The organism is Sphingomonas sp. Root241 (assembly GCF_001428865.1).
Classification (GTDB): Bacteria; Pseudomonadota; Alphaproteobacteria; order Sphingomonadales; family Sphingomonadaceae; genus Sphingomonas.
Genome location: NZ_LMIV01000001.1, coordinates 1,065,740 through 1,086,631, shown reverse-complemented (window position 1 = coordinate 1,086,631; position 20,892 = coordinate 1,065,740). Strand labels below are relative to the sequence as shown.

Here is a 20,892-nt window from a genome sequence, read left to right as displayed (position 1 = left end):
CTGCCCATGAAGCTCATCATCGGCAACAAGGCCTATTCGTCCTGGTCGCTCCGCGGCTGGCTCGCCTGCAAGCAGTCCGGGCTGCCGTTCGAAGAGGTCGTGGTGCCGCTCTACGATCAGGATTGGGACAAGCGCCGCCAGGGCGACGAATTTGCCCCTTCCTCGGGCAAGGTGCCGATCCTGTGGGACGATGAGGCGGTGGTGTGGGACAGCCTCGCGATCGTCGAATATCTCAACGACAAGACCGGCGGCACCAAATTCTGGCCCGCGGATCCGATGGCGCGCGCGATGGCGCGCTCGATGGCGGCCGAGATGCATTCGGGTTTCGCGTCGCTCCGCCGCAAACACGGCATGAACATCCGCCAGGTCTATCCACCTAGCACGCCGGACCCGGACGTGATCGTCGAGCTGGGCCGCATCATGGAATTATGGGCGCAGGCCCGGGCGCGCTTCGGCGGCGACGGCGATTTCCTGTTCGGCGCGTTCGGTGCGGTCGACATGATGTTCGCGCCGGTAGTGACGCGAATCGTGACCTATTCGCTCCCCGTCCCCCGCTTCGCGCAGAGCTATATGCTCGCGGTGCTCCAGCATCCCTTCATGCAGGACTGGATCGCGGCCGCACAGGAAGAGGATTGGGTGATCGAGCAGTTCGAGAAGCCGGCGAGCGGCTGATGCGTCAGGCCGGGATGCGCGAATATTCGTCGGCGCGGGTGCGGATGCTCTCGATCTGATCGCGCGCGATATGGCCGATCCCGACGAGGTGCCGGCCCGAGAAGGCCGCCACATCGGCGACGCTCAACGCGACCACGGACAAGAGGAGCATCCAACGCATGCGGCCATGATAGCGCGCATCCATGAAGCTTGGCTGAATCGCGCGTTATGGGAAACTACAGGGTTCCGCCACCCTTGCGTCGGAAGCCTCCTCCCGCCGGCAAATGCATGTCGATGTCGGGATAGTGGCAGTCGGTTGCGGCGGGCCGGCCCACCGCGATGAATACGCAGTCTCCGTCGCTGCGGTTCTGCAGGACATGGCCGTTGCCGTCGCCCTTGGGAAAAGCGGCGACGTCGCCGGGACGCATCATCGTCTCGCCCGAATCGTCGACCAGCACCGCCTCGCCGCTCAGCATCACGACGAACTCGTCCTCGCCTTCGTGCCAGTGGCGCTGCGACGACCAGGCGCCGGGTTGGAGCGTAACGTGACTGACGCCGAAATCGCTGATTCCGCTCGCCCGGGCCAACCGTCGGTACCAACGCCCCTGCACGACGTCCGAATACGGCTTCGGATAGCCGGTCGCATTGGTCTGCGGGATTGTATCGAGATCGAGCTTGGGCAATGCCACCTCCAACAGCCGTGGAGACCCTTTTGCCCGACGTCATCGAACTCACCAAGGCGCTGATTGCCGCCGAAAGCGTCACTCCCGCACGCGGCGCCGTGTTCGACGTGCTCGAGGCGGCGCTGATCCCCTTGGGCTTTGTAGTCGAGCGTTTCATCGAGGGCGAGGCGCCTGACGGGCCGGTGGAGAATTTACTCGCCACCCGCGGCGACGCCGGCCCGCATTTCGCCTTTGCCGGCCATCTCGACGTCGTTCCCCCCGGCCCCGGCTGGACCGGTGACGCCTTTGTCCCCGAGGTGCGCGGCGAACTGCTCTACGGCCGCGGCGCGGTCGACATGAAGGGCGCGATCGCCGCCTTCGTCGCAGCGGCTGCGCGCGTGCCGGCGGACGGCAAGCTCAGCCTGATCATCACCGGCGACGAAGAAGGCCCCGCCACTTACGGGACCCCCCGGCTGATCGAGCGCATGGCCGAGCGCGGCGTGAAGCCCGATCTCTGCCTCGTCGGCGAGCCCACTTCCGCCCACCGCCTCGGCGACACGATCAAGATCGGCCGGCGCGGCTCGACAGTCATCTGGATCGACGTGCCGGGGCGTCAGGGTCATGTCGCCTATCCGCACCTCGCCGACAATCCGATCCCCCGCCTGATCGCCGCACTCGCCGAGATCGACGCGATCACGCTCGATTCGGGCAATGACTGGTTCCAGGCCTCGAATATCGAAGTCACCGACGTCCACACCGGCAATCCAGCGACGAATGTCATCCCCAGCAATGCCAAGGCGCGGCTCTCGATCCGCTTCAACGACATGCACAACGGCCCCGAGTTGATCGCCCGCATCGACGAGATCGTGCAGCGTCATGCGCCGGGCGCGCAGGTGAAGGGTACCGTCTATGGCGAGTCCTTCCTCACCCCGCCCGGCGCCCTCTCCGCGCTCATCGCGGGCGCGATCGAGGCCAGGCTGGGTATCACCCCCGAGCTATCGACCAGCGGTGGCACCTCGGACGCGCGCTATCTGGTCAAGCTCTGCCCTGTAGTCGAGTTCGGCCTGCTCAATGCGACGATGCACAAGCTCGACGAAGCCGTGGCGGTCGCGGACTTGGTCGCGCTCGCGGATGTGTACGAGGAAATATTGCGGCGGGTGAACGCCTAGCTCGCGATCCGCCGCGGCTCGACGTCGCGGACCCAGGCGAGGAACGCCTCCTCGGGCATCGGCGTCGCAATGGAATAGCCCTGCAGCACGTCGCAGCCGATCACGCGCAGCACCGCGGCCTGCGCCTCGCTCTCGATCCCCTCGGCCACCGCTTCGCAGCCGAGGCCGTGGACGAGGCCGATCACTGCCTGTGCGATCGTCCGCGCCTCAACCTGTTCGGCGACATACTCGATCAGGCTGCGGTCGAGCTTGACCCGGTCGACCGGCAATTGCCGCAGCCGCGCGAGGTTCGAATAGCCGGTACCGAAATCGTCGATGGCAACGCTGGCCCCGTCGGCGCGAAGGGCCGCAATCGCGTCGAGCACTTCGCTCGAGCAATGCATCGCCAGCGTCTCGGTGATCTCGAGCTCGAGCAGGCTGGCGGGTGCGCGCGCCGCGTGCATCGCTGCGCGCAACCGCCGGAAGAATTCGGCATGGTCGATCTGGCGCTGGCTGATATTGACCGCGAGCCTCTGCTGGAGACCCAATTTGCCCCAGCGCGAGATCGTTTCGGCGACGTTGGTGACCACCCATTCGCCGATCTCGACGATGAGCCCGGTCTCCTCCGCCCGCTGGATGAACGCGCCAGGCAGCTTGAGCCCGTCGGGATGGCGCCAGCGCAGCAACGCCTCGGCGCCGACGATGCGGCCATCCGCCGCGCTCACCTGGGGCTGGAAGACGAGCGTGAACTGATCCTTGTCGATCGCGGCGCGCAGATCGCTCTCGAGTTGCGCCCGCTCGGCGATCTGCGCAGCGAGGAACTCGGTGAAATGCTCGGCACGGCCGCGGCCGAGCGACTTGGCGTGATACATCGCCGCGTCGGCCGCACGCATCAGATCATGCAAGGTCGTACCGTGCTCTGGGCGCATCGCCACGCCGATCGAAGCGCCGATGGAAATCTCCTGATCGGCAAGTTCGAACGGTTCCGAAAGCGCGAACAGCACGCCGCGCCCGATCCGGTCGGCATCACGCAGGTTGCCGATTTCGGGGAAGAACATCGTGAACTCGTCGCCCGCCAACCGGCCGATCAGCGGCGCCCGGATCGCGCCCTCGGCGGCGAAGCGGTCGCCCACGGCCCGCAGCCGATTGGCGACCATGCCCAGCAGCATGTCGCCGGTCGCATGGCCCAAGGTGTCGTTGACCGATTTGAAGCGGTCGAGATCGATGAAATAGAGCACCGCATTCTCGCCCTGCGGCAGCTCGGCGAGCATCCGCTCGGCGGTCCGGCGGAAATTGGTGCGGTTGGCAAGCGCGGTCACCGGATCGAACATCGCGAGCCGCTGAACGCTTTCGAGATTCTCGTGGAGCTGGTGGAACAGCCCGTCCATCGCCTTGGCCAGCGGCGGTACGCAGCGTTCGACTTCCTCGGGTATCTTGCTCTGGAGATCGCCATTGGCCGCGGCGGCCAGGCGCTCGATCGCGGCGTCGATCGCGCCCGCGGTCGAGGCGATGCTGCGCTCGGCCGAGGCCCAGCACATCACGCCACAGATGATCGCGGCGATCAGTGCGCGGCCGGCGGATTCGACGGTGATGACGCCTTCCGACGCAGCGGCCACGGCAAGGATGAACGCCACCGCCCCGGCGCACATCGCAAACGCGATCGCCCGGCTCTTTAGCGAAAACCCTTCCACTTCGGCCGCTTTACCCCCGCCTGAATCTCCAGGAGGGCACCCTTGCAGACATAAGTTAAGAATTTCGTGGCGGCGGCGTCCTCGGCCGGCGGAGTATGATATAGAGTGCGCCGCTGCCGCCGTGGCGCGGATGCGCGGCGCGCACCGCGGCGATTCGATCCGCGTACCGCGACGATGCCAGCCAATCTCCCACTGCCGCGCGGATCGCCCCGCGCGCATGCGGCCGCTCGGATTCCGGGCGTGGGGGCTTGCCGGTGATCAGCAGCAATACCCGGTCGCCCCGCCGGATCGCCTGTTCGAGTCCATGATCGAGCCGGTCATAGGCCGAGGCGAGATTATGCCCGTGCAGATCGATCGAGGATTCGGGGGAGATGAGCCCACGCGAGAGGCGGCGATCCCATGATCCGTCCAAGGTATCCTTCTTGCTTCCTTCCCTGTTTGCCGGGAGGGGTTGGGGGTGGACCTCTGCGCGCTTCGGGGGTTCTTTCGGCATACGCACAATCGGCGTACGGCTCGCGGCTGCGCCACTCGCACCCACCCCCTGCCCCTCCCTTGCAAGGATGGGAGCAGAAGAAGCAGCCTTCGCCACCGGCGGCGCCTTCAACGGCGTCACTGTCTCGATCACGCGTTTCCACAGCGCCGCTTCGTCGGGCGCCAATGTCCGTTTCACGGCGTAGCCGGCGCCGCCGCCGTCAGCCGCGCGAGCACGCCCTTGGGCAGGAGCAGCCACGCCGTTCCGCGCGCGGACATGCCCCCCGCAATCGCGCGGGCATCGTCGCCCGCGCCCCAGAAGGTGTCGAAACGGTTGGCGCCTTTGATCGCGCCGCCGGTGTCCTGCGCCACCCAGAGTCCGGTAGCGTCGGTGCGGTCCATCGACAAGAAGGCCGGCGCGCCGAGCGGCACGAATTTGGGATCCACCGCGGCGCTGGTCCAGCCGGTCACCGGCAGCCCCATCGCGCCCAGCGGTCCCGCGCCGGTCAATTCCTTGAAGAAGACGAAGCTCTTGTTCTCGCGCATGATCGCGCGGCCTTCTTCAGGATGCGCACGCAGATAGCCCATGATGCCCTGCATCGAAGCCTGGCCCGGCCCGAGCAGCCCGCGGTCGCGCATCAACTTGCCGATGCCGGTGTAATCGCGGCCGTTCTGCCCGGCATAGCCGATCCGCATCACCCCGCCGTCCGGCAGCCGCAGCCGGCCCGACCCCTGGACCTGCAGGAAGAAGATCTCGACCGGATCATTGGCATAAGCGATCACCGGCGCGCGGCCCTGCAGCCTGCCCTCCTCGATCGCGGTCCGGTCGTAATAAGGCACGAAATTCTTGCCCTCGACTCGCCCGCGGATCTTCTTGCCCTTGAGATCGTCCGAGAAGAGCCCGAGATCGACGTCGATCAGGTCGCTCGGGATTCCGTAGATCGGCACTTCGCAGCCCGGCCGCCGCTCGCGGCAGCCATGGATCTCGGGCTCGTAATAGCCGGTGGCGAACGCCTTGCCGTCACCCACCTGCACCGTTTCGAAATAGCGAACGAAGAAATTGCGGGCGTCGCGCACGGGCCAGCCGGCGGCCGCACGACACGATTCGATCCAGTCGGCTCCCTGGGTCAGTCCGGTGCTATCGATGCGCCGCTGGAGCGTCGAGCAGCTCAGCCGATAGGCTGTGAGTCCGCGTTCGGCGCTTTCCTGCGCGATCGGCAGCGTGTTCAGCGCCGGCGGCGCCCGCCGGTGCCGCGAGCGCAGGCATCGCGGGAAACGGCGTGGCCGGAATCGGCTGCCGCGCGGGCAGATGGACAGGCGTTTCAGGGAGGCTGCTCGGCCGCGACGGCTCACGTGCCGGGGCTGGTGCCGACGCAGGCGCCCGGGCCGGGCCGGCCTCGGGCGGTACGATTCCGCCCGAACAGGCGCTCAACAGAGCCGCAAGCGCGACTGCCCCCCACAGACGCATGTTTCGGCCCTCTTATGCTTCGTCGGTTTCGACAAGCTTCCAGTTCGGATCGTCGCTGCGCAGGTTCCGCGCGAAGGTCCAGACGTCGTGCGTCTCTACGGCGTCGGTGAGCGAGCCGGCAACGACATTGCCGTCCTGATCGCGTGTCACCGCCGCGATATCCGCATCGAAGCGCACCGTGATCCGCGCGACCTTGCCCTCGACCGCGGCGTCGGAAATCACTGCCCGCTCGATGACGACCAGCCGATTGTCGAGCACATGGCCCTTGGCCTTGCGATCGGCGATCGCCTCGGCGAACCCGCCGCGAACGTCGTCCTCGACCAGCCAGCCAAGCGTCTCTTCGTCACCCTTCCAGAAAGCCTCGAGGATCATCCGGTAGGCCGATTTCGCGCCTTCGACGAACTGTGCGACGTCGAAGCTCGAATCGGCGGAGATCACGGCACGCAGTCCGGTCTCGGCACCCGCCTCGATCGGGCGGCCGGCGGTCTCGCGAACTTCGGGTGCGACGTCGATCGTGCGCGGCATCTGCTGCGCGCCGACGCGTTCCTCGGCCGGCTTGGTCAGTGCCTGCTCATGCCCGGTGCGCTTGCCGAGCACCGAATAGAGCCTGAGCGCCAGAAAACCGGCGACCATCGCGAACAGGATTACGTAGAATAGTGACACTGGGCCTCCGACCTCATTGCGACAGTACATAGGCCTTCGCGTCGCGGGTTACAAATCTCGACCGAACGCGGCCCGATTGAACTGCCTTCGCGCCCCTGCTAGGCGCGCTGGCTGTACAAACGCGCCACGCGCGTGAAACTTTCCGGCAAACAGAGGAATCTTCGATGGCAGAGAACGACACGATCGCCGAATTCGGCGAGCCCGCAGCCAATGGGGCCGATACGGCGCCCGTCGCGGGTGTGCTGTCGCAGTACGTAAAGGACTTTTCGTTCGAGAATCCGAACGCGCCGCAGGTCTATCAGTCGCAGACCGCGCCCGCCATCGACGTCCAGTTCAACATCGGCTCGGGCCAGGTCGGCGAGGACGTCTATGAAGTCGTGCTCAAGATCGACGTCAAGGCGCAGGCCGAGGACCAGACTGCGTTCGTGGTCGACCTGTCCTATGCCGGGCTGTTCGCGATCCGCAACGTGCCGCAGGAGCAGATGGAACCCTTCCTGCTCGGCGAAGCGCCGCGCATCCTGTTCCCCTTCGCGCGCCGCGTGATCGCCGATGCGGTCCGCGACGGCGGCTTCCCGCCGCTGATGCTCGAGCCGATCGACTTCACCGGCATCTACCTGCAGCAGCGCGCCCAGGCCGGTGAGGTCGCGCAGGGCGAGATCGCAGGCAACGCCTGATCGATTGAGGGGGAACGGGCATTGTGACAACCCATCGTCACCCCCGCGAAAGCGGGGGCCCATCTCCCGAACGCTCGACATCCACCACAGCGGTTTCAACTCCTGACTCCTGCAGGAGATGGGTCCCCGCTTTCGCGGGGATGACGACATTGGGTCACACGGAATGAAGCTCGCCCGCAGCCTTGGCTCGATCGGCGGACTCACCCTCGCCAGCCGCGTCCTCGCTTTGGTCCGCGATTCGCTCCAAGCAACCTTTGTCGGCGCGAGCTTCGCGTCGGACGCGTTCCTCGTCGCGTTCCGCCTGCCCAACATGTTCCGCGCCTTCTTTGCCGAAGGGGCGTTCGCTTCCGCCTTCATCCCTATGTTCAATCGCAAGGTCGGCGAGAGCGAAGGCGATCTCGCCCCGGCTCTGGCCTTTGCCGAGCGCGCGCTGGCGGTGCTGTTCGTCTTCCTCGCCGCGATGACCGCAGTGATGCTCGCCGCCGCCTGGCCGCTCACCTGGGGTCTCGCCGGCGGCTTCTCGAAGCAGCACCCGACTCCCGACCAGTTCGCCTTTGCAGTCGAATTGTCGCGGATCACCATCCCCTATCTGATGCTGATCAGTCTCGCCTCATTGCTCGGCGGCATCCTCAATTCGCTCGACAAATTCTGGGTCAACGCCGCCGCGCCGATCCTACTCAACATCGCGATGGTCTCGGCGCTCCTGTTCTTCCACGGCACGCCCGAGGAAACAGCGCGCGCGCAGGCGATCGCAGTGCCGGTCGGCGGGCTGCTCCAACTCGCCTGGCTGTGGATCGCCTGCCGCGCCGCGGGCGTGTCGCTCCGGCCGCGCCGTCCGCGGCTCGATCCCGAGATTCGCCGGCTGATGAAGCTGATCCTCCCCGCCGCGGCGGGCGCGGGCGCGGTACAGATCAACTTGATCGTCTCGACCGCGCTCGCCGGCGCGCTGCTCGCCGAGGGCTCGATCTCGTACATCTATTATGCCGACCGGCTGAACCAGCTGCCGCTCGGGATGATCGGCATCGGGCTCGGCACCATCCTGCTCCCCACCATTTCGCGGCTGCTCGGCGCAGGGCGCGAGGCCGAAGCGATGGAGACGCAGAATCGCGGCATCGAGCTCGCATTGTTCCTCACGCTTCCTGCCACCGTCGCTTTCGTCGTCGCCGCCGAGCCGATCGTGCGCGGCCTCTTCCAGCACGGCCAATTCACTGCCGAAGACACAATGCGCTCCGCCTGGGCGCTCTCAGCCTTCTCGATCGGCCTGCCCTCTTATGTGCTGGTCAAGGTGCTCACGCCCGGCTTCTTCGCGCGCGAGGACACCAAGACCCCGATGCGCTTCGCCACGATCTCGGTCGGCGTGAACCTCGTGCTAAATCTCGCGCTGATCCCGCTCATCAAGCATGTCGGCCCGCCGCTCGCCACGGCGATCGCTTCGACCGTCAACGTCTGGATGCTTTACCGCGCGCTCGGCAAGCGCGGCCATTTCGCCGCCGACGCGCAATTGAAGCGCCGCATTCCCCGCCTCGCGCTCGCCGCGGTTTTGATGGGAGGCGCGCTGTTCGCCGGCGAGCGGCTGCTCGACCCGTATCTGACCGGCACGATCTGGATGCGCTTCGCGGCGCTGAGCGTGCTGGTCGGCGCGGGCGGAGCGATCTATGTCGTCGCCTGCTTCGTCACCCGGGCCTATCGCCTGAGCGACCTCAAGGCCCTGATCCGCCGCAAGGCGCAGACGGCACCCAAGGAGTGAACATGCGCGTCGTTTCCGGCATCCAGACCACCGGCAATCTCCACCTCGGAAACTATCTGGGGGCGATCCGCCAATGGGTGGCGATGCAGGACCAGGGCGAGTGCCTGTTCTTTCTGGCGGACCTCCACGCCCTCACCGGCAATGTGAGCCCGCAGGAACTCGCCAATTCGACGATCGAGATGGCCGCAACCCTGATGGCCTCCGGGATCGACGACCGCGCGATCCTGTTCAACCAGGCCCGCGTCCCCGCGCATGCCGAGCTCTGCTGGATCCTGCAGGGCACCGCCCGGATGGGCTGGCTCAACCGCATGACCCAGTGGAAGGACAAGGCCGGCAAGAACCGCGAGGGCGCCAGCGTCGGCCTATTCACCTATCCCGTGCTCCAGGCCGCCGACGTGCTCGTCTACAAGGCGACGCATGTCCCCGTGGGCGAGGACCAGAAGCAGCATCTCGAGCTCGCCCGCGACGTGGCGACCAAGTTCAACACCGATTTCGAGGTCGATCTGTTCCCGCTGCCCGAGCCGCTGATCAGCAAGGCCGCGCCGCGGATCATGAGCCTGCGTGACGGCAGCGCCAAGATGTCCAAGTCCGATCCGTCGGACATGAGCCGGATCAACCTGATCGACGATGACGACACGATCGCGACCAAGATCCGCAAGTCCAAGTCCGATGCCGATCTGCTCCCCGACAGCTTCGACGCGCTCGCCGAGCGTCCGGAGGCGAAGAACCTCGTGACGATCTATGCCGCACTCGCCGAACGCGAGCCGCAATCGGTGGTCGACGAATTCGCCGGCAAGGGCTTCGGCGCATTCAAGCCCGCGCTCGCCGATCTCGCGGTGTCGGTGCTCGCGCCGGTGCGCGACCGCCTCACCCGCCTGCTCGACGATCGCGCCGCAGTGGGCGCCCAGCTCGCCAAAGGCGCCGCCCGCGCCAATGCCCTGGCCGCCCCGACGCTCAAGGCAGCGCAGGAAGCGGTGGGGTTGCAGGTTTAACCAGAAAGCCGTCACGCCCGCGAACGTGGGGAAGGACGAAAAGGGAGAGACAGATGCTGAAGTCGATGGTGGTGCTCACGGCGCTGTTCGCGGCCGTCCCCCAGACCGCGCCAAACCCCAATCTCCCCACCCCGACCTTGGACACGGTCGCGCCTCGGCTCCCGGCGCTCAAACGCCCGGCGATCCTGATCTTCAGCAAGACCAACAGCTACCGCCACGATTCGATTCCCGCCGCGGTCGCCGCAGTCGAGAAGCGCGTCCGCGCGCGCGGCTGGAGCGCCTATGCCACCGAGAATGCCGCGGTCTTCAACCCCGCGCAGCTCGCGAAGTTCGATGCGGTGGTCTTCGCCAGTGCCACCGGCGATCTCTTCACGCCCGATCAGCGTGCCGCCTTTCAGGCATGGATCGCCGCCGGTCACGGCTTTGTCGGCCTGCACGCCGCGGGCGACGGCAGCCATCCCGATTGGTATCAGGCGATGATCGGCACCGGCGGCAAATATATGGGCCATCCCGGTGGCGCGGACCAGTTCCAGGCGAGCACGCTGATCGTCGAGGATCGCAGCCACCCCGCCACGCGCCATCTGCCGGCCCGCTGGCCATGGACCGAGGAATATTATGCATGGAATGGCCCGCCGCGCGCCGATACGCATATCCTCGCCCGGCTGGATGAGCACGGCATGCGGCTCGAACCCAAGCACAGGATGGGCGATCATCACGCCATGGTCTGGTGGCGTTGCGAAGGCAGAGCGCGGATCTTCTATTCGGCGCTCGGCCACAAGCCCGAAAGCTGGTCCGATCCCGCGCATCTGGCGCTGGTCGACGGCGCCATCGCCTGGGCCGCGCGCAAGGCGGGCAAGGGCTGCTGAGCGGTCGCAGGGAAACGTAGCGCCCGATCCGGCGTTACCTCAGCGCCGGGGAGCGCGCTCAAGCGCCCCTGCGTGAGGGCGTTGTCATGCGTAACCGATTGAGCGTCCTGCTGATCCCGCTCCTCGCGCTGGCCGCTTGCGGCGGCGGGGGCAGCGACGGCGGCGGCACAGTCGTCCCGCCTCCGATCCAAACGCCCGGTCCGACGCCCACGCCGGCGCCAGTCCCCTTCCCCACTCCGACACCGGCCCCCGGCGATTTCTTCGCCGCGGCCGCCGCGCTCTACACGACCGCACCCAACATCGCCGCGTGCCAGCCCGGGCTGCTCAAGCCCGCGGTGACGCAGCAGGTGCTCCAGACCCTCAACGCGGTGCGCGCGCTCCATCGCCTGCCCCCGGCCACCTATTCGCCGACCGACGAACCCGCGACCCAGCAATCGGCGCTGATGCAGGCCGCCAACGGCCAGCTCAGCCACACCCCGCCGACCAGCTGGCGCTGCTACACCGCCGCCGGTGCCGACGCTTCGGGATCAAGCAATCTCTATGGCGGGATGGGCGCCGGGCTCGGCCTGATCACCGACGAGCAGGTCATCGCCGGCTGGCTCACCGAAGTGAACAACATCGTCGCGGAGAATGTCGGGCATCGCCGCTGGCTGCTCGATCCGTTCCTCGGCTCGATCGCCTATGGCCGAGTCGCCGGCGCACACGCCACCAGCACCCGCGCCGACGCCGCGGCGATGAAGGTGTTCAACACCGCCGGCGCCGCGGGCCCGAGCGGCCCGCTCCCCGATTTCGTCGCCTGGCCGTTCGAGGATTATCCCGCCCGCCTGTTCGACCCGAGCGCCTTGCTCTCGTTCGGCGTGATCTCGAACAAGACGAACAAATGGGGCAACACCAATGTCGATTTCTCGAACGCCGCGATCACCGTCCGTCAGCGTGGCGGGGCCACGCTGACGGTCTCGCGCGTGTCGTTCGACACTCTGGGCTATGGCTTGCCCAACAACCTCCAGTTCGCAGTGAGCGGGCTCCAGCCCAACGTCATCTACGACGTGGCGATCGATCGCGTGACGGTCGGCGGCGCCCAGCGCAGCTACAGCTACTTTTTCCGAATCGTGCCGTGAGAACTAACTCCTTCTCCCCTTGTGGGAGAAGGAAGGGGCCCGCTCGCGAAGCGAGTGGGAAGGATGAGGGGGACATGAGTCTCACCCCCCTCACCCTTCCGCCGACTTCGTCGGCTCCTCCCTCTCCCACAAGGGGAGAGGGACGAAAGCGCGGCACGATAATATCAGGAGTCTCAGGGACAATCGGGGTGGAGGCGTGACCATAGCGTTTGCCCCGCTCTCGTCTCCTCCACCCCGCCCCCACCCGTTGGGGTGGGAAGCCGCCTCCCGTGAGAGACGGAAACGGGTTTGCGCTCAGCCTTCCAGCGAGCGCATCAACGCGCGCACCGCGCCGTCGATCTCGACATCCTTGCCGCGCAGTTCCTCGATCCGCTTGACCGCGTGGATCACGGTCGAGTGGTCGCGATTGCCGAATTTCCGTCCGATCTCGGGAAGCGAGCGCGTGGTGAGCCGCTTCGCGAGATACATTGCGATCTGGCGCGGTCGCGCGATCGCCACGGCGCGCCGTTCCGAAATCAGGTCGATCTGCTTGACTTCGAAATGACTCGACACCGCGCGCTGGATCTCGTCGATCGTGATGCGCCGCTGGGCGCTGCGCAGCACTTCGCCGAGCGTCGCCACCGCGAAGTCGATCGTGATCGTCTCGTTCGAGAGGTTGGCATAAGCCAGCAACCGATTGAGCGCGCCTTCGAGCTCGCGAACATTCGACGTGATTCGCGCCGCGAGCAGGTCCATCACCTCGTCGGGCATGTCGACCGCCGGCATGTCCTGCAGCTTGCGCGCGACGATCGCGCGGCGCAGCTCGAGCTCGGCGGGCTTGATATCGGCAACCAGGCCGGAGCCGAGCCGGCCCGCGAGCCGCGGCTCGAAGCCTTCGAGCGCCTGCGGCGCGCGATCGGCGGCGATCACCAGCCGCTTTCCCGACGACATGAACTCGTTGACGGTGTGGAAGAATTCTTCCTGCGTCGCGTCCTTGCCGCCGATGAACTGGAGATCGTCGATCATCAGGAGGTCGACCGAGCGGAGCCGGGTCTTGAACGCGTGCGTGTCCTTGTTGCGCAGCGCCTGGACGAACTCGAACATGAAGCGCTCGGCGGTCACGTAGATCGCCGTGGCTTCAGGATTGGCGTCGAGGAACGCCTGGCCGAGTGCGTGCATCAGGTGCGTCTTGCCCTGGCCGGTACCCGAATGGAGATAGAGCGGGCTGAACTGGGGCATGCCCGGCTGCGCCACGGCCTTCGCCGCGTTGAACGCCACCCGGTTGGTCGAATCGACGACGAATCGCTCGAAGCTGAAGCGCGGGTCAAACGCCGGGCGCTCGCCAGGCGTCGCCACCGGCGCGATCACGGGCTCGACCTTCAGCACTTGCTTGGGCTCGTCGGCCATCGTCTCGATGGTGACGCTGAGCACTTCGGGCAGCACCGCGCGGAACTCGAGCAGCAGCCGCTCGGAATAGTGATTCTTCACCCATTGGGTCATGAATGCCGAAGGCAGGCCCAGACGCACGGCTTCACCGGTCGAGCCCTTGATCAGCACCACCGGCTTCAGCCACTGGTCGAACAGTCGCTGGCCCGCCGAGCGCCGCAGATTGCCGCGCACGTGTGTCCAGGCCTTGCTGACTGCCTCCATGTCATCCCGCTCCAGTGTCTGCACTTGAGTCACAACGACGCACCCCTCCTTCGCGGAAAGCAGACCCTTTCCGCGCGTAAACCCGCTACGACCTAAGGCCCCACTGCAGCCGGAATCTTGCCCCCAGGCTGGCGCGTCGAGCTTCACAACCCCGATCGAGACGCGACCGGGGAGGACTGTTTTAGGAACCGAAATTCGAGTCGAGCAAGGGGGCGAAGTGCAAAGAAAGTGAAATAGTTTTGTTGACTCGGCGGAACCCACGGTTTTCCGTCATGTCACAATTTTCTACCTCAAAAATCAACGACTTATGACAATCTTCATAAAATTGAAGGATGCGAATCGTTGGTTTTCCGCCACTTATGCCGTCCCATTCGGTAACAGCCGCCAAGTGCTTTGCTGCACACGCGAAAAACCCCGCCGGAGCAGCTCCGGCGGGGTCATCGTTACGGAATTGTGACGTTTATGCCAGCGCTTGGACGCGCTTGTTGAGGCGCGAGAACTTCCGGCTGGCGGTGTTCTTGTGCAGCACGCCCTTGGCGACGCCACGCTGCAGCTCGGGCTGCGCGGCGGCGAGCGCGACGCTGGCCGCGGCCTTGTCGCCCGATTCGAGCGCCGACTCGACCTTCTTGATGAAGGTACGGATACGGCTCACGCGTGCGCCGTTGATTTCCGCACGGCGGTCGTTCCGCCGGATACGCTTCTTCGCTTGCGGCGTATTCGCCATGCCGTCTCGTTCCTGCTCAATTGGAGGGGCGCGGTACGGGTCCACGCCGGGAAAGGCGAGCCCCTTAACGTCTGAGGCGATTCGGGTCAATCATTTCCGGCCGGTCATTTCTGGCACCTTGGACACCAGAAAGTCGATCGCCCCGAATCGACTCGCCGTTCGACCAGCCCGCCGCATTCGCAGGGCTCGCCTTCGCGGCCATAGACACGCCACTCCTTGGCGAAATAGCCAAGCTCGCCATCGGGCCGCGCATAATCCCGGAGCGTCGATCCGCCCGCGCGAATCGCCGCGGTCAGTACTTCGCGCACCGCCTCCACCAATTTCGCCAGCCGCGCCTTGCTGATCGTCCCCGCGGCCCGGCTCGGGGCGATTCGCGCAAGGTACAGCGCCTCGCACACATAGATGTTGCCCAGCCCCGCGACCACACGCTGGTCGAGCAGCAGCGCCTTCACCGGGGCGATCCGGCCCTTGAACGCCGCAGCGAGATGCGCCGCGTCGAAGCCGGGCTCCAGCGGCTCGGGTCCCAGCGCCTTGAACGCCGGCCATTCGGCCAGCTCCCCGGTCGGCACGAGATCGACCGATCCGAATCGCCGCGCATCGTTGAGCGCCAGCCGATGCTTGGCGGTCTCGATCACGAAATGGTCGTGCTTGCCCAATTCCTCGGGATCGATCCGCCACCGGCCCGACATGCCGAGATGGAAGACCAGCGTGTCGCCGCGATCGGTGTCGATCAGTCCGTATTTGGCGCGCCGCCCCAGCCCGGTGACGGTCGCGCCGGTCAGCCGCTGGCCGAGGTCCTGCGGGAAGGGCCGGCGGAGATCCCCGCGGCGGAGCGTCACCCGCTCGATCCGCGCGCCTTCCAGCACGGGTTCCAGCCCGCGCACGGTCGTCTCGACTTCGGGAAGCTCTGGCATGCCAACCCCCTAGCCGCGCTGCCCTCCCCCCGCTAGAGCGCAGCCATGCCCGACACCGTCTCCTTCGGCTACGAAGACATCGCCCCCGAGGAGAAGACCGCCCGCGTCGGCGAGGTCTTCTCCAGCGTCGCATCGAAATACGATCTGATGAACGATGCCATGTCGGGTGGCTTGCATCGCCTGTGGAAGGACCTGTTCGTCCGCCGGGTAAAGCCCCGCGCCGGCGAGCACATCCTCGATATGGCCGGCGGCACCGGCGACATCGCCTTCCGCATGGCGCCGTCGGGCGCGGCGATCACCGTCGCCGACATCAATCCCGAGATGCTGGGCGTAGGCGTCGAGCGTGCGGCGCAGCGCGAGATCGACGGGCTGGTGTGGAGCGAGGCCAATGCTGAGGCACTGCAATGGCCCGACAGGTTCTTCGACGCCTATACGATCGCCTTCGGCATCCGGAACGTCACCGACATCCCCAAGGCGCTCCGCGAGGCGCACCGCGTCCTCAAGCGCGGCGGCCGCTTCTACGTGCTCGAATTCTCGACCACGCAGTGGCCCGGCTTCGCGCAGGTCTATGACGCCTATTCGCACCATCTCGTGCCGCGGCTCGGCCAGTTGCTCGCAGGCGATGCGGACTCGTATCGCTACCTGATCGAATCGATCCGCCGCTTCCCGCCGATGCCCGAATTCGAGGCGATGATCCGCGACGCGGGTTTCACCCAGACCAAAATCGAGCCGTTGCTCGGGGGGCTGGTCGCGATCCACAGCGGCTGGAAGATTTGATCCAGAATCGCATGACCGCCCCCCCGATCCACCTTTGGCGCCTGTTTAAATGGGGCCGCATCCTCGCGCGTCACGGCGCGCTGCGCGGGATCGAGCGCGATCCCAACACACCCAGACCCGTCCGGCGTTTCGTCCGCGTTCTCCGTTTCGGCGCACGCATTCCCGACGTACCCCGCTACGCCGACGCCTTCCAGGCGATCGGTCCCGCCGCGATCAAGCTCGGCCAGACGCTCGCCACGCGCCCCGATCTCGTCGGCGAGGAAGCCGCACACGACCTGCTCCGGCTCCAGGACGCGCTGCCCCCGCTGCCCTTCGCAGTGATCCGCCAGCGCATCGAGTCGAGCTACGGCCGCCCGCTTGAGACCTTCTTCGCCTCGATCGAGGAAACCCCCGTCGGCGCCGCCTCGATCGCGCAGGTCCACCGCGCAGTCACCACCGAGGGCGCGCAGGTCGCGGTCAAGGTACTCCGCCCGGGCGTCGAGGCCGAGTTCGCAAGGGCGATCGAAACCTATGAATGGGCCGCGGCCCAGGTCGAGGGCATGGGTGGCGAGGCCGCGCGCCTGCGCCCGCGGCTGATCATCGAGACCTTCAAGCGCTGGACCGCGCGCGAGCTCGATCTGCGCCGCGAAGCCGCCTCGGCCTCCGAGCTCGCCGAGGGCATGACCGCCGAGCCGGACTTCTACGTTCCCGCGATCGATTGGCAGCGCACCACCGGCAAGGTGCTCGTGCTCGAATGGCTCGACGGCATCAAGCTCTCGGATCGCGCTGCATTGGTCGCGGCCAGGCACGATACCACTGCGCTAGCCGGCAAGCTGATCCGCGCCTTCCTGCGCCAGGCGATCGCGGAAGGCTTCTTCCACGCCGACATGCATCAGGGGAATCTCTTCGCGCTCCCCGACGGCCGCATCGCCGCGATCGATTTCGGGATCATGGGCCGGATCGATCGCCGCGCCCGCGTATGGCTTGCCGAAATCCTCTACGGCCTGATCACCGGCAATTATAAACGCGTCGCCGAAATCCATTTCGAGGCAGGCTACGTGCCCCCGCACCACAATGTCGCCGAGTTCGCTACTGCCTTGCGCGCCGTAGGCGAGCCCATGCGCGGGCTGCCGGTCAAGGACATGTCGGTCGGCGCGATGCTCGACGGGCTGTTCAACATCACCCGCGACTTCGACATGCAGACCCAGCCGCACCTCCTCCTCCTCCAGAAGACGATGGTGATGGTCGAAGGCGTCGCGCGCGGGCTCGATCCCGAGATCAATCTCTGGGAGACCTCGGCCCCGTTCGTGCGCGAATGGATCCGCACCGAATTGGGTCCCGAAGCAGCAGTCGCCGACCGGATCATCACCGATCTGCGCACACTCGCCCGCCTCCCCCAGCTCATCCGCAACATCGAGCTGCGCTACCCGACGCCCGGCGGCGCACCCCCCGCCCCACCCTTGCGCGAGATCGAAGTCGTTCGCGTCGGCGGCGGCTGGCGCTATGCGGCGGTGGCGGTGCTGGCCGCGGCGGCGAGCGCGGCTGCGATGTGGATAGCGTTCCTGTAAGGAGTCACGCTCCGCGAGGGTGAGGGCGGTTTCGCCCCACCTCCCCCTCGACACCGGCTCCACCGTCCGTGTAGTCCCGCGCCAGCATGGCACGTTCCGCCACTCTCTGGCTCGCCGCCCCTAGTCGTTTCGCCGGCTTGCGCAAATCGCGTTCGCGAATCGTGATCGGGGTGCTCGTGCTGCTGTTCCTCGCCTGCCTGACTGCGCTCACCGTGCCCGATCCCGCGGCCGTCTCGCCCGGGTCCGGCACCGGCCAGTCCGACCAGACCGATCTGATGGTGTATGAGAAGATCGTCGCGGGGGTGAAGGGCGGCGGCGATTATTACACCGTCGCGACCGATACGCTGCGCGCCGGCGGCTATCCGCTGCGCCCGTTCCTCACCGTCCGGATGCCGTCGCTCGCGGTGGTACAGGCGGCTTTGCCCGATTGGGGGCCGGCGATTCTGCTTTATCTGCTCGCCGCTTATGTCGGCTTGATCTGGGGGATGCGCCTCGGCGCCGCGCTGCCGCGCGCAGTGCCGCGCATCTTCGCGGCGTTGCTGTTGATCGGATCGATGCTCGCCTTCCTCCAGCCCGATCTCGCCGCCTTTCACGAAGTCTGGTCGGGGCTGCTGATCGCGCTCTCGCTCGGACTGCGCCGTCCCGGCCGCTGGATCGACGCAGTCGCGTTCGGGGTCGTCGCGATGCTGATCCGCGAGACGGCGGCGCTCTACGTGATCGTCATGCTGGTGCTGGCGTGGATCGAGGGCGAGCGGCGCGAGGCGCTGGGCTGGCTCGCCGCATTCGCTTTGTTCGCGGCCGCGCTCACCGCGCATGCTTATGCCGTATCCGGCGTCACCGGTCCGCTCGATCCGGCCTCGCCGGGATGGAGCGGGCTGCTCGGCTTCGGTTTCTTCGTGAAGGCACTGAGCCTCGCCACCGCGCTCCAGCTCGTGCCGATGGCGGCGGCGGCGCTGATCGTGGGGCTCTGCCTGTTCGGCTGGGCCTCGTGGAACGATCCGCTGGCGTTGCGCATGCTGGTCGTGCTCGCCGCCTATGCGGCGCTGATCGGCATCTTCGCGCGCAGCGACACCTTCTACTGGGCATTGATGGTGGCTCCGGTGTTCCTCGTCGGCCTCGTCTTCGTGCCCGACGGACTACGCGATCTGTTGCGCCCGAGCCTCGACAGACCACGCATAACGGTGACAAGGGTGGCGCGATGAAGCGCATCTTGCTGATCGTCGGAGGCGGCATCGCCGCCTACAAGGCCTGCGAGCTGGTCCGGTTGTGCCGCAAGGCCGGGATCGGCGTGAAGGTCGTGCTGACCGAGGGGGGCAGCCATTTCGTCACGCCGATGACGCTCGCCGCGCTCTCCGAAAACCAGGTTTACACCACTCTCTGGGATCTCAAGGACGAGACCGAGATGGGGCATATCCAGCTGAGCCGCGAGGCTGATCTGGTGGTCGTCGCCCCCGCCACCGCCGATCTGCTCGCCAAGATGGCCGCGGGTCTCGCCGACGATCTCGCCACGACCCTGCTCCTCGCCACCGACAAGCCCGTCCTCGCCGCCCCGGCGATGAACGTCCGCATGTGGCAGCACGCCGCGACGGTCCGCAACGTCGCCCGGCTGCGCACCGACGGGGTGACGATACTCGAGCCCGACGAAGGCCCGATGGCATGCGGCGAATACGGCCCGGGCCGCCTCCCCGAGCCCGAGGCGATCTTCGCGGCAATCCAGTCGTTCGGCGCGAATCAGCGACTGACCGGCAAGCACATCCTCGTCACCGCCGGCCCTACCCATGAGCCGATCGACCCGGTCCGCTATATCGCCAATCGCTCCTCGGGCCGCCAGGGCTATGCGATTGCCGAGGCGCTCGCCCGACTCGGTGCCCGCGTCACATTGGTGTCCGGCCCCGTCACCCTCGCCACCCCGGCGGGCGTCACGCGCATCGATGTCGAGACCGCGCGGGAAATGGCCAAGGCAGTTGCGGCGACCCTCCCCGCCGATGCCGCGGTGATGGTCGCCGCGGTCGGTGACTGGCGCGCCGAAGCGGCCGCGCAGAAGCTCAAGAAGGGCGAGATGCCGCCGTCGCTCGCACTCTCCGAGAACCCCGACATCCTCGCGTCGCTCGCGCAGGATCCGCATCGCCCGAAGCTCGTCGTGGGCTTCGCCGCCGAAACCGAGCGGGTGATCGAACACGCCACCGCAAAAAGGACCCGTAAGGGCGCCGACTGGATTGTCGCCAACGACGTTTCGGGCGACGTCATGGGAGGTGAAGCCAACACCATCCATCTCGTCACCGCCGCCGGCGTCGAACATTGGGATCGCCTGCCCAAGGCCGAAGTCGCGCGCCGGCTCGCGGAGCGGATCGCCGATGCGCTCTAGCCTCGCGCTCCTCCCTTTGCTGCTCGCCGCCTGCACCACGACCTCGACTGCCCCGCAGACCGCCGATGCGAACGAATCGCTCTATGCCCGCAGCTTCGGCGCGGCCCGCCCGGCCACTTTGCTGGTCGTCCTCCACGGCGACGCTCCCACCACCAGACCCGGCTATCAATACGCCTTCGCCGAGACGCTCGCCGCGCACATCCCGAACTCCCGCGTCGTCGCGCTGCTGCGCCCCGGCTATGAGGACCCGCAGGGCAATCGCTCTCCGGGTGAGCGCGGCCTCACCACCGGCGACAATTACACGCCCGACCGGCTCGACGCAGTGAGCGCCTCGCTCCGGAAACTCCGCGCGCATTATCCCGATGCCCGCCTGGTCCTGATCGGCCATTCGGGCGGCGCGGCAATGGCGGCGGACCTCGCCGGCACGCGGCCCGAACTCGTCGACGGGCTGCTGCTCGCCGCCTGTCCGTGCAGCCTGCCCGAATGGCGCCGGTACATGAAGACGCGCCTGCCTGCGGCGCCGTTCGACCAGCCGGTGCAGAGCCTCGATCCGCTCCAGACCGTCGGCGGCGCCCAGCTCGGCCTGCGTGCCGCCTTGGTCGTCGGTGCGGACGATCCGATCACACCGCCCAAATTCTCGCGCGCTTATGCCGAGGCGCTGGCGCTGCGCGGGATCGCCACCGATTACCGCGTGCTGCCCGGCAAGGGCCATGAGATCCTCGACGATCCCGAAGTATTGAGCGCGGCCGAGCGCATCGCCGCCGCGCTCCCCAGAAAAGGCTGAC

The 20,892-nt window shown here is 67.0% G+C and carries 20 protein-coding genes and 1 pseudogene; 12 read left to right on the top strand and 9 right to left on the bottom strand.

The window, feature by feature from the left end:
• The first annotated feature begins 6 nt into the window (after positions 1-6).
• Entirely contained in the window at positions 7-672 is a 666-nt protein-coding gene (locus ASE13_RS05175; RefSeq protein ID WP_056612339.1) for a glutathione S-transferase family protein, read from the top strand.
• Between the two features lie 4 nt (positions 673-676).
• Here ASE13_RS05175 and ASE13_RS05170 read toward each other — a convergent pair whose 3' ends face one another.
• Complete coding sequence (locus tag ASE13_RS05170; RefSeq protein WP_156404741.1) at positions 677-823, bottom strand: hypothetical protein; 147 nt, start codon at positions 821-823, stop codon at positions 677-679.
• Positions 824-887: 64 nt separating this feature from the next.
• Positions 888-1,334, bottom strand: coding sequence for a cupin domain-containing protein (locus ASE13_RS05165; protein ID WP_056614734.1), 447 nt, complete (start codon positions 1,332-1,334; stop codon positions 888-890).
• Here ASE13_RS05165 and dapE point away from each other — a divergent pair.
• Complete coding sequence (dapE, locus tag ASE13_RS05160) at positions 1,334-2,482, top strand: succinyl-diaminopimelate desuccinylase (RefSeq protein ID WP_056612334.1); 1,149 nt, start codon at positions 1,334-1,336, stop codon at positions 2,480-2,482. The two genes, ASE13_RS05165 and dapE, sit on opposite strands and share 1 nt — an antisense overlap.
• Here the strand turns inward: dapE and ASE13_RS05155 are convergent.
• The 4 genes and pseudogenes from ASE13_RS05155 to ASE13_RS05140 all read right to left on the bottom strand — a co-directional run bounded on the left by ASE13_RS05155 (position 2,479) and on the right by ASE13_RS05140 (position 6,724).
• Entirely contained in the window at positions 2,479-4,152 is a 1,674-nt protein-coding gene (locus tag ASE13_RS05155) for a putative bifunctional diguanylate cyclase/phosphodiesterase (protein WP_056612332.1), read from the bottom strand. The genes dapE and ASE13_RS05155 overlap by 4 nt on opposite strands.
• 55 nt (positions 4,153-4,207) lie before the next feature.
• Positions 4,208-4,765, bottom strand: a complete 558-nt coding sequence (locus ASE13_RS05150) for a Smr/MutS family protein (protein ID WP_235536932.1) — start codon at positions 4,763-4,765, stop codon at positions 4,208-4,210.
• Between the two features lie 53 nt (positions 4,766-4,818).
• Positions 4,819-6,091: pseudogene (locus tag ASE13_RS05145) on the bottom strand (murein transglycosylase A).
• 12 nt (positions 6,092-6,103) lie between these two features.
• Positions 6,104-6,724 (bottom strand): Tim44/TimA family putative adaptor protein, encoded by a 621-nt coding sequence (locus tag ASE13_RS05140; protein ID WP_056612324.1) that lies wholly within the window; start codon positions 6,722-6,724, stop codon positions 6,104-6,106.
• A gap of 194 nt (positions 6,725-6,918) precedes the next feature.
• Between ASE13_RS05140 and secB the strand changes: the two genes are divergently transcribed.
• From secB to ASE13_RS05115, 5 genes are all read left to right on the top strand, one after another.
• A complete protein-coding gene (gene secB, locus ASE13_RS05135; protein WP_056612322.1) occupies positions 6,919-7,428 on the top strand; it encodes a protein-export chaperone SecB in 510 nt (169 codons plus the stop codon).
• Positions 7,429-7,591: 163 nt separating this feature from the next.
• Positions 7,592-9,175 (top strand): murein biosynthesis integral membrane protein MurJ, encoded by a 1,584-nt coding sequence (gene murJ, locus ASE13_RS05130; RefSeq protein ID WP_056612321.1) that lies wholly within the window; start codon positions 7,592-7,594, stop codon positions 9,173-9,175.
• Between the two features lie 2 nt (positions 9,176-9,177).
• On the top strand, positions 9,178-10,167 hold the full coding sequence (trpS, locus tag ASE13_RS05125) for a tryptophan--tRNA ligase (protein WP_056612320.1): 990 nt from the start codon (positions 9,178-9,180) through the stop codon (positions 10,165-10,167).
• Positions 10,168-10,220: 53 nt separating this feature from the next.
• Positions 10,221-11,033 carry a ThuA domain-containing protein gene (locus tag ASE13_RS05120; protein ID WP_056612314.1) on the top strand — a complete coding sequence of 271 codons (813 nt, stop codon included), beginning with the start codon at positions 10,221-10,223 and terminating at the stop codon, positions 11,031-11,033.
• An 86-nt stretch (positions 11,034-11,119) separates the two neighbouring features.
• Complete coding sequence (locus ASE13_RS05115) at positions 11,120-12,151, top strand: CAP domain-containing protein (protein ID WP_156404740.1); 1,032 nt, start codon at positions 11,120-11,122, stop codon at positions 12,149-12,151.
• A gap of 294 nt (positions 12,152-12,445) precedes the next feature.
• On the opposite strand, the gene dnaA is transcribed toward ASE13_RS05115, so the two are convergent.
• The 3 genes from dnaA to mutM all read right to left on the bottom strand — a co-directional run bounded on the left by dnaA (position 12,446) and on the right by mutM (position 15,418).
• Entirely contained in the window at positions 12,446-13,780 is a 1,335-nt protein-coding gene (dnaA, locus tag ASE13_RS05110) for a chromosomal replication initiator protein DnaA (protein WP_056612309.1), read from the bottom strand.
• Between the two features lie 460 nt (positions 13,781-14,240).
• A complete protein-coding gene (rpsT, locus tag ASE13_RS05105; RefSeq protein WP_056612306.1) occupies positions 14,241-14,504 on the bottom strand; it encodes a 30S ribosomal protein S20 in 264 nt (87 codons plus the stop codon).
• Between the two features lie 104 nt (positions 14,505-14,608).
• On the bottom strand, positions 14,609-15,418 hold the full coding sequence (gene mutM / locus ASE13_RS05100) for a bifunctional DNA-formamidopyrimidine glycosylase/DNA-(apurinic or apyrimidinic site) lyase (RefSeq protein ID WP_056612302.1): 810 nt from the start codon (positions 15,416-15,418) through the stop codon (positions 14,609-14,611).
• A gap of 45 nt (positions 15,419-15,463) precedes the next feature.
• Here mutM and ASE13_RS05095 point away from each other — a divergent pair, with 45 nt between their 5' ends.
• The 5 genes from ASE13_RS05095 to ASE13_RS05075 all read left to right on the top strand — a co-directional run bounded on the left by ASE13_RS05095 (position 15,464) and on the right by ASE13_RS05075 (position 20,891).
• Complete coding sequence (locus ASE13_RS05095) at positions 15,464-16,195, top strand: class I SAM-dependent methyltransferase (RefSeq protein WP_056612299.1); 732 nt, start codon at positions 15,464-15,466, stop codon at positions 16,193-16,195.
• A gap of 11 nt (positions 16,196-16,206) precedes the next feature.
• Positions 16,207-17,742 carry a 2-polyprenylphenol 6-hydroxylase gene (gene ubiB, locus ASE13_RS05090; RefSeq protein ID WP_056612296.1) on the top strand — a complete coding sequence of 512 codons (1,536 nt, stop codon included), beginning with the start codon at positions 16,207-16,209 and terminating at the stop codon, positions 17,740-17,742.
• A gap of 86 nt (positions 17,743-17,828) precedes the next feature.
• Positions 17,829-18,944 (top strand): hypothetical protein, encoded by a 1,116-nt coding sequence (locus ASE13_RS05085; RefSeq protein WP_056612293.1) that lies wholly within the window; start codon positions 17,829-17,831, stop codon positions 18,942-18,944.
• Positions 18,941-20,107, top strand: a complete 1,167-nt coding sequence (gene coaBC, locus ASE13_RS05080) for a bifunctional phosphopantothenoylcysteine decarboxylase/phosphopantothenate--cysteine ligase CoaBC (RefSeq protein WP_056612290.1) — start codon at positions 18,941-18,943, stop codon at positions 20,105-20,107. The genes ASE13_RS05085 and coaBC overlap by 4 nt, the downstream gene beginning before the upstream one ends.
• Positions 20,097-20,891, top strand: a complete 795-nt coding sequence (locus ASE13_RS05075) for an alpha/beta hydrolase (protein ID WP_235536846.1) — start codon at positions 20,097-20,099, stop codon at positions 20,889-20,891. Before coaBC ends, ASE13_RS05075 begins: the two co-directional genes overlap by 11 nt.
• Position 20,892 lies beyond the last annotated feature (1 nt).

What these genes read in the sequence shown, in the direction of transcription:
- dapE (WP_056612334.1), top strand. Translation starts at nt 1,334, where the DNA reads ATGCCACCTCCAACAGCCGTGGAGACCCTTTTGCCCGACGTCATCGAA.
- ubiB (WP_056612296.1), top strand. Translation starts at nt 16,207, where the DNA reads ATGACCGCCCCCCCGATCCACCTTTGGCGCCTGTTTAAATGGGGCCGC.
- ASE13_RS05095 (WP_056612299.1), top strand. Translation starts at nt 15,464, where the DNA reads ATGCCCGACACCGTCTCCTTCGGCTACGAAGACATCGCCCCCGAGGAG.
- coaBC (WP_056612290.1), top strand. Translation starts at nt 18,941, where the DNA reads ATGAAGCGCATCTTGCTGATCGTCGGAGGCGGCATCGCCGCCTACAAG.
- ASE13_RS05075 (WP_235536846.1), top strand. Translation starts at nt 20,097, where the DNA reads ATGCGCTCTAGCCTCGCGCTCCTCCCTTTGCTGCTCGCCGCCTGCACC.
- mutM (WP_056612302.1), bottom strand. Translation starts at nt 15,418, where the DNA reads ATGCCAGAGCTTCCCGAAGTCGAGACGACCGTGCGCGGGCTGGAACCC.
- ASE13_RS05085 (WP_056612293.1), top strand. Translation starts at nt 17,829, where the DNA reads ATGGCACGTTCCGCCACTCTCTGGCTCGCCGCCCCTAGTCGTTTCGCC.
- ASE13_RS05115 (WP_156404740.1), top strand. Translation starts at nt 11,120, where the DNA reads ATGCGTAACCGATTGAGCGTCCTGCTGATCCCGCTCCTCGCGCTGGCC.
- dnaA (WP_056612309.1), bottom strand. Translation starts at nt 13,780, where the DNA reads ATGGAGGCAGTCAGCAAGGCCTGGACACACGTGCGCGGCAATCTGCGG.
- trpS (WP_056612320.1), top strand. Translation starts at nt 9,178, where the DNA reads ATGCGCGTCGTTTCCGGCATCCAGACCACCGGCAATCTCCACCTCGGA.
- ASE13_RS05120 (WP_056612314.1), top strand. Translation starts at nt 10,221, where the DNA reads ATGCTGAAGTCGATGGTGGTGCTCACGGCGCTGTTCGCGGCCGTCCCC.
- ASE13_RS05175 (WP_056612339.1), top strand. Translation starts at nt 7, where the DNA reads ATGAAGCTCATCATCGGCAACAAGGCCTATTCGTCCTGGTCGCTCCGC.
- rpsT (WP_056612306.1), bottom strand. Translation starts at nt 14,504, where the DNA reads ATGGCGAATACGCCGCAAGCGAAGAAGCGTATCCGGCGGAACGACCGC.
- secB (WP_056612322.1), top strand. Translation starts at nt 6,919, where the DNA reads ATGGCAGAGAACGACACGATCGCCGAATTCGGCGAGCCCGCAGCCAAT.
- ASE13_RS05140 (WP_056612324.1), bottom strand. Translation starts at nt 6,724, where the DNA reads ATGGTCGCCGGTTTTCTGGCGCTCAGGCTCTATTCGGTGCTCGGCAAG.
- ASE13_RS05170 (WP_156404741.1), bottom strand. Translation starts at nt 823, where the DNA reads ATGCTCCTCTTGTCCGTGGTCGCGTTGAGCGTCGCCGATGTGGCGGCC.
- murJ (WP_056612321.1), top strand. Translation starts at nt 7,592, where the DNA reads ATGAAGCTCGCCCGCAGCCTTGGCTCGATCGGCGGACTCACCCTCGCC.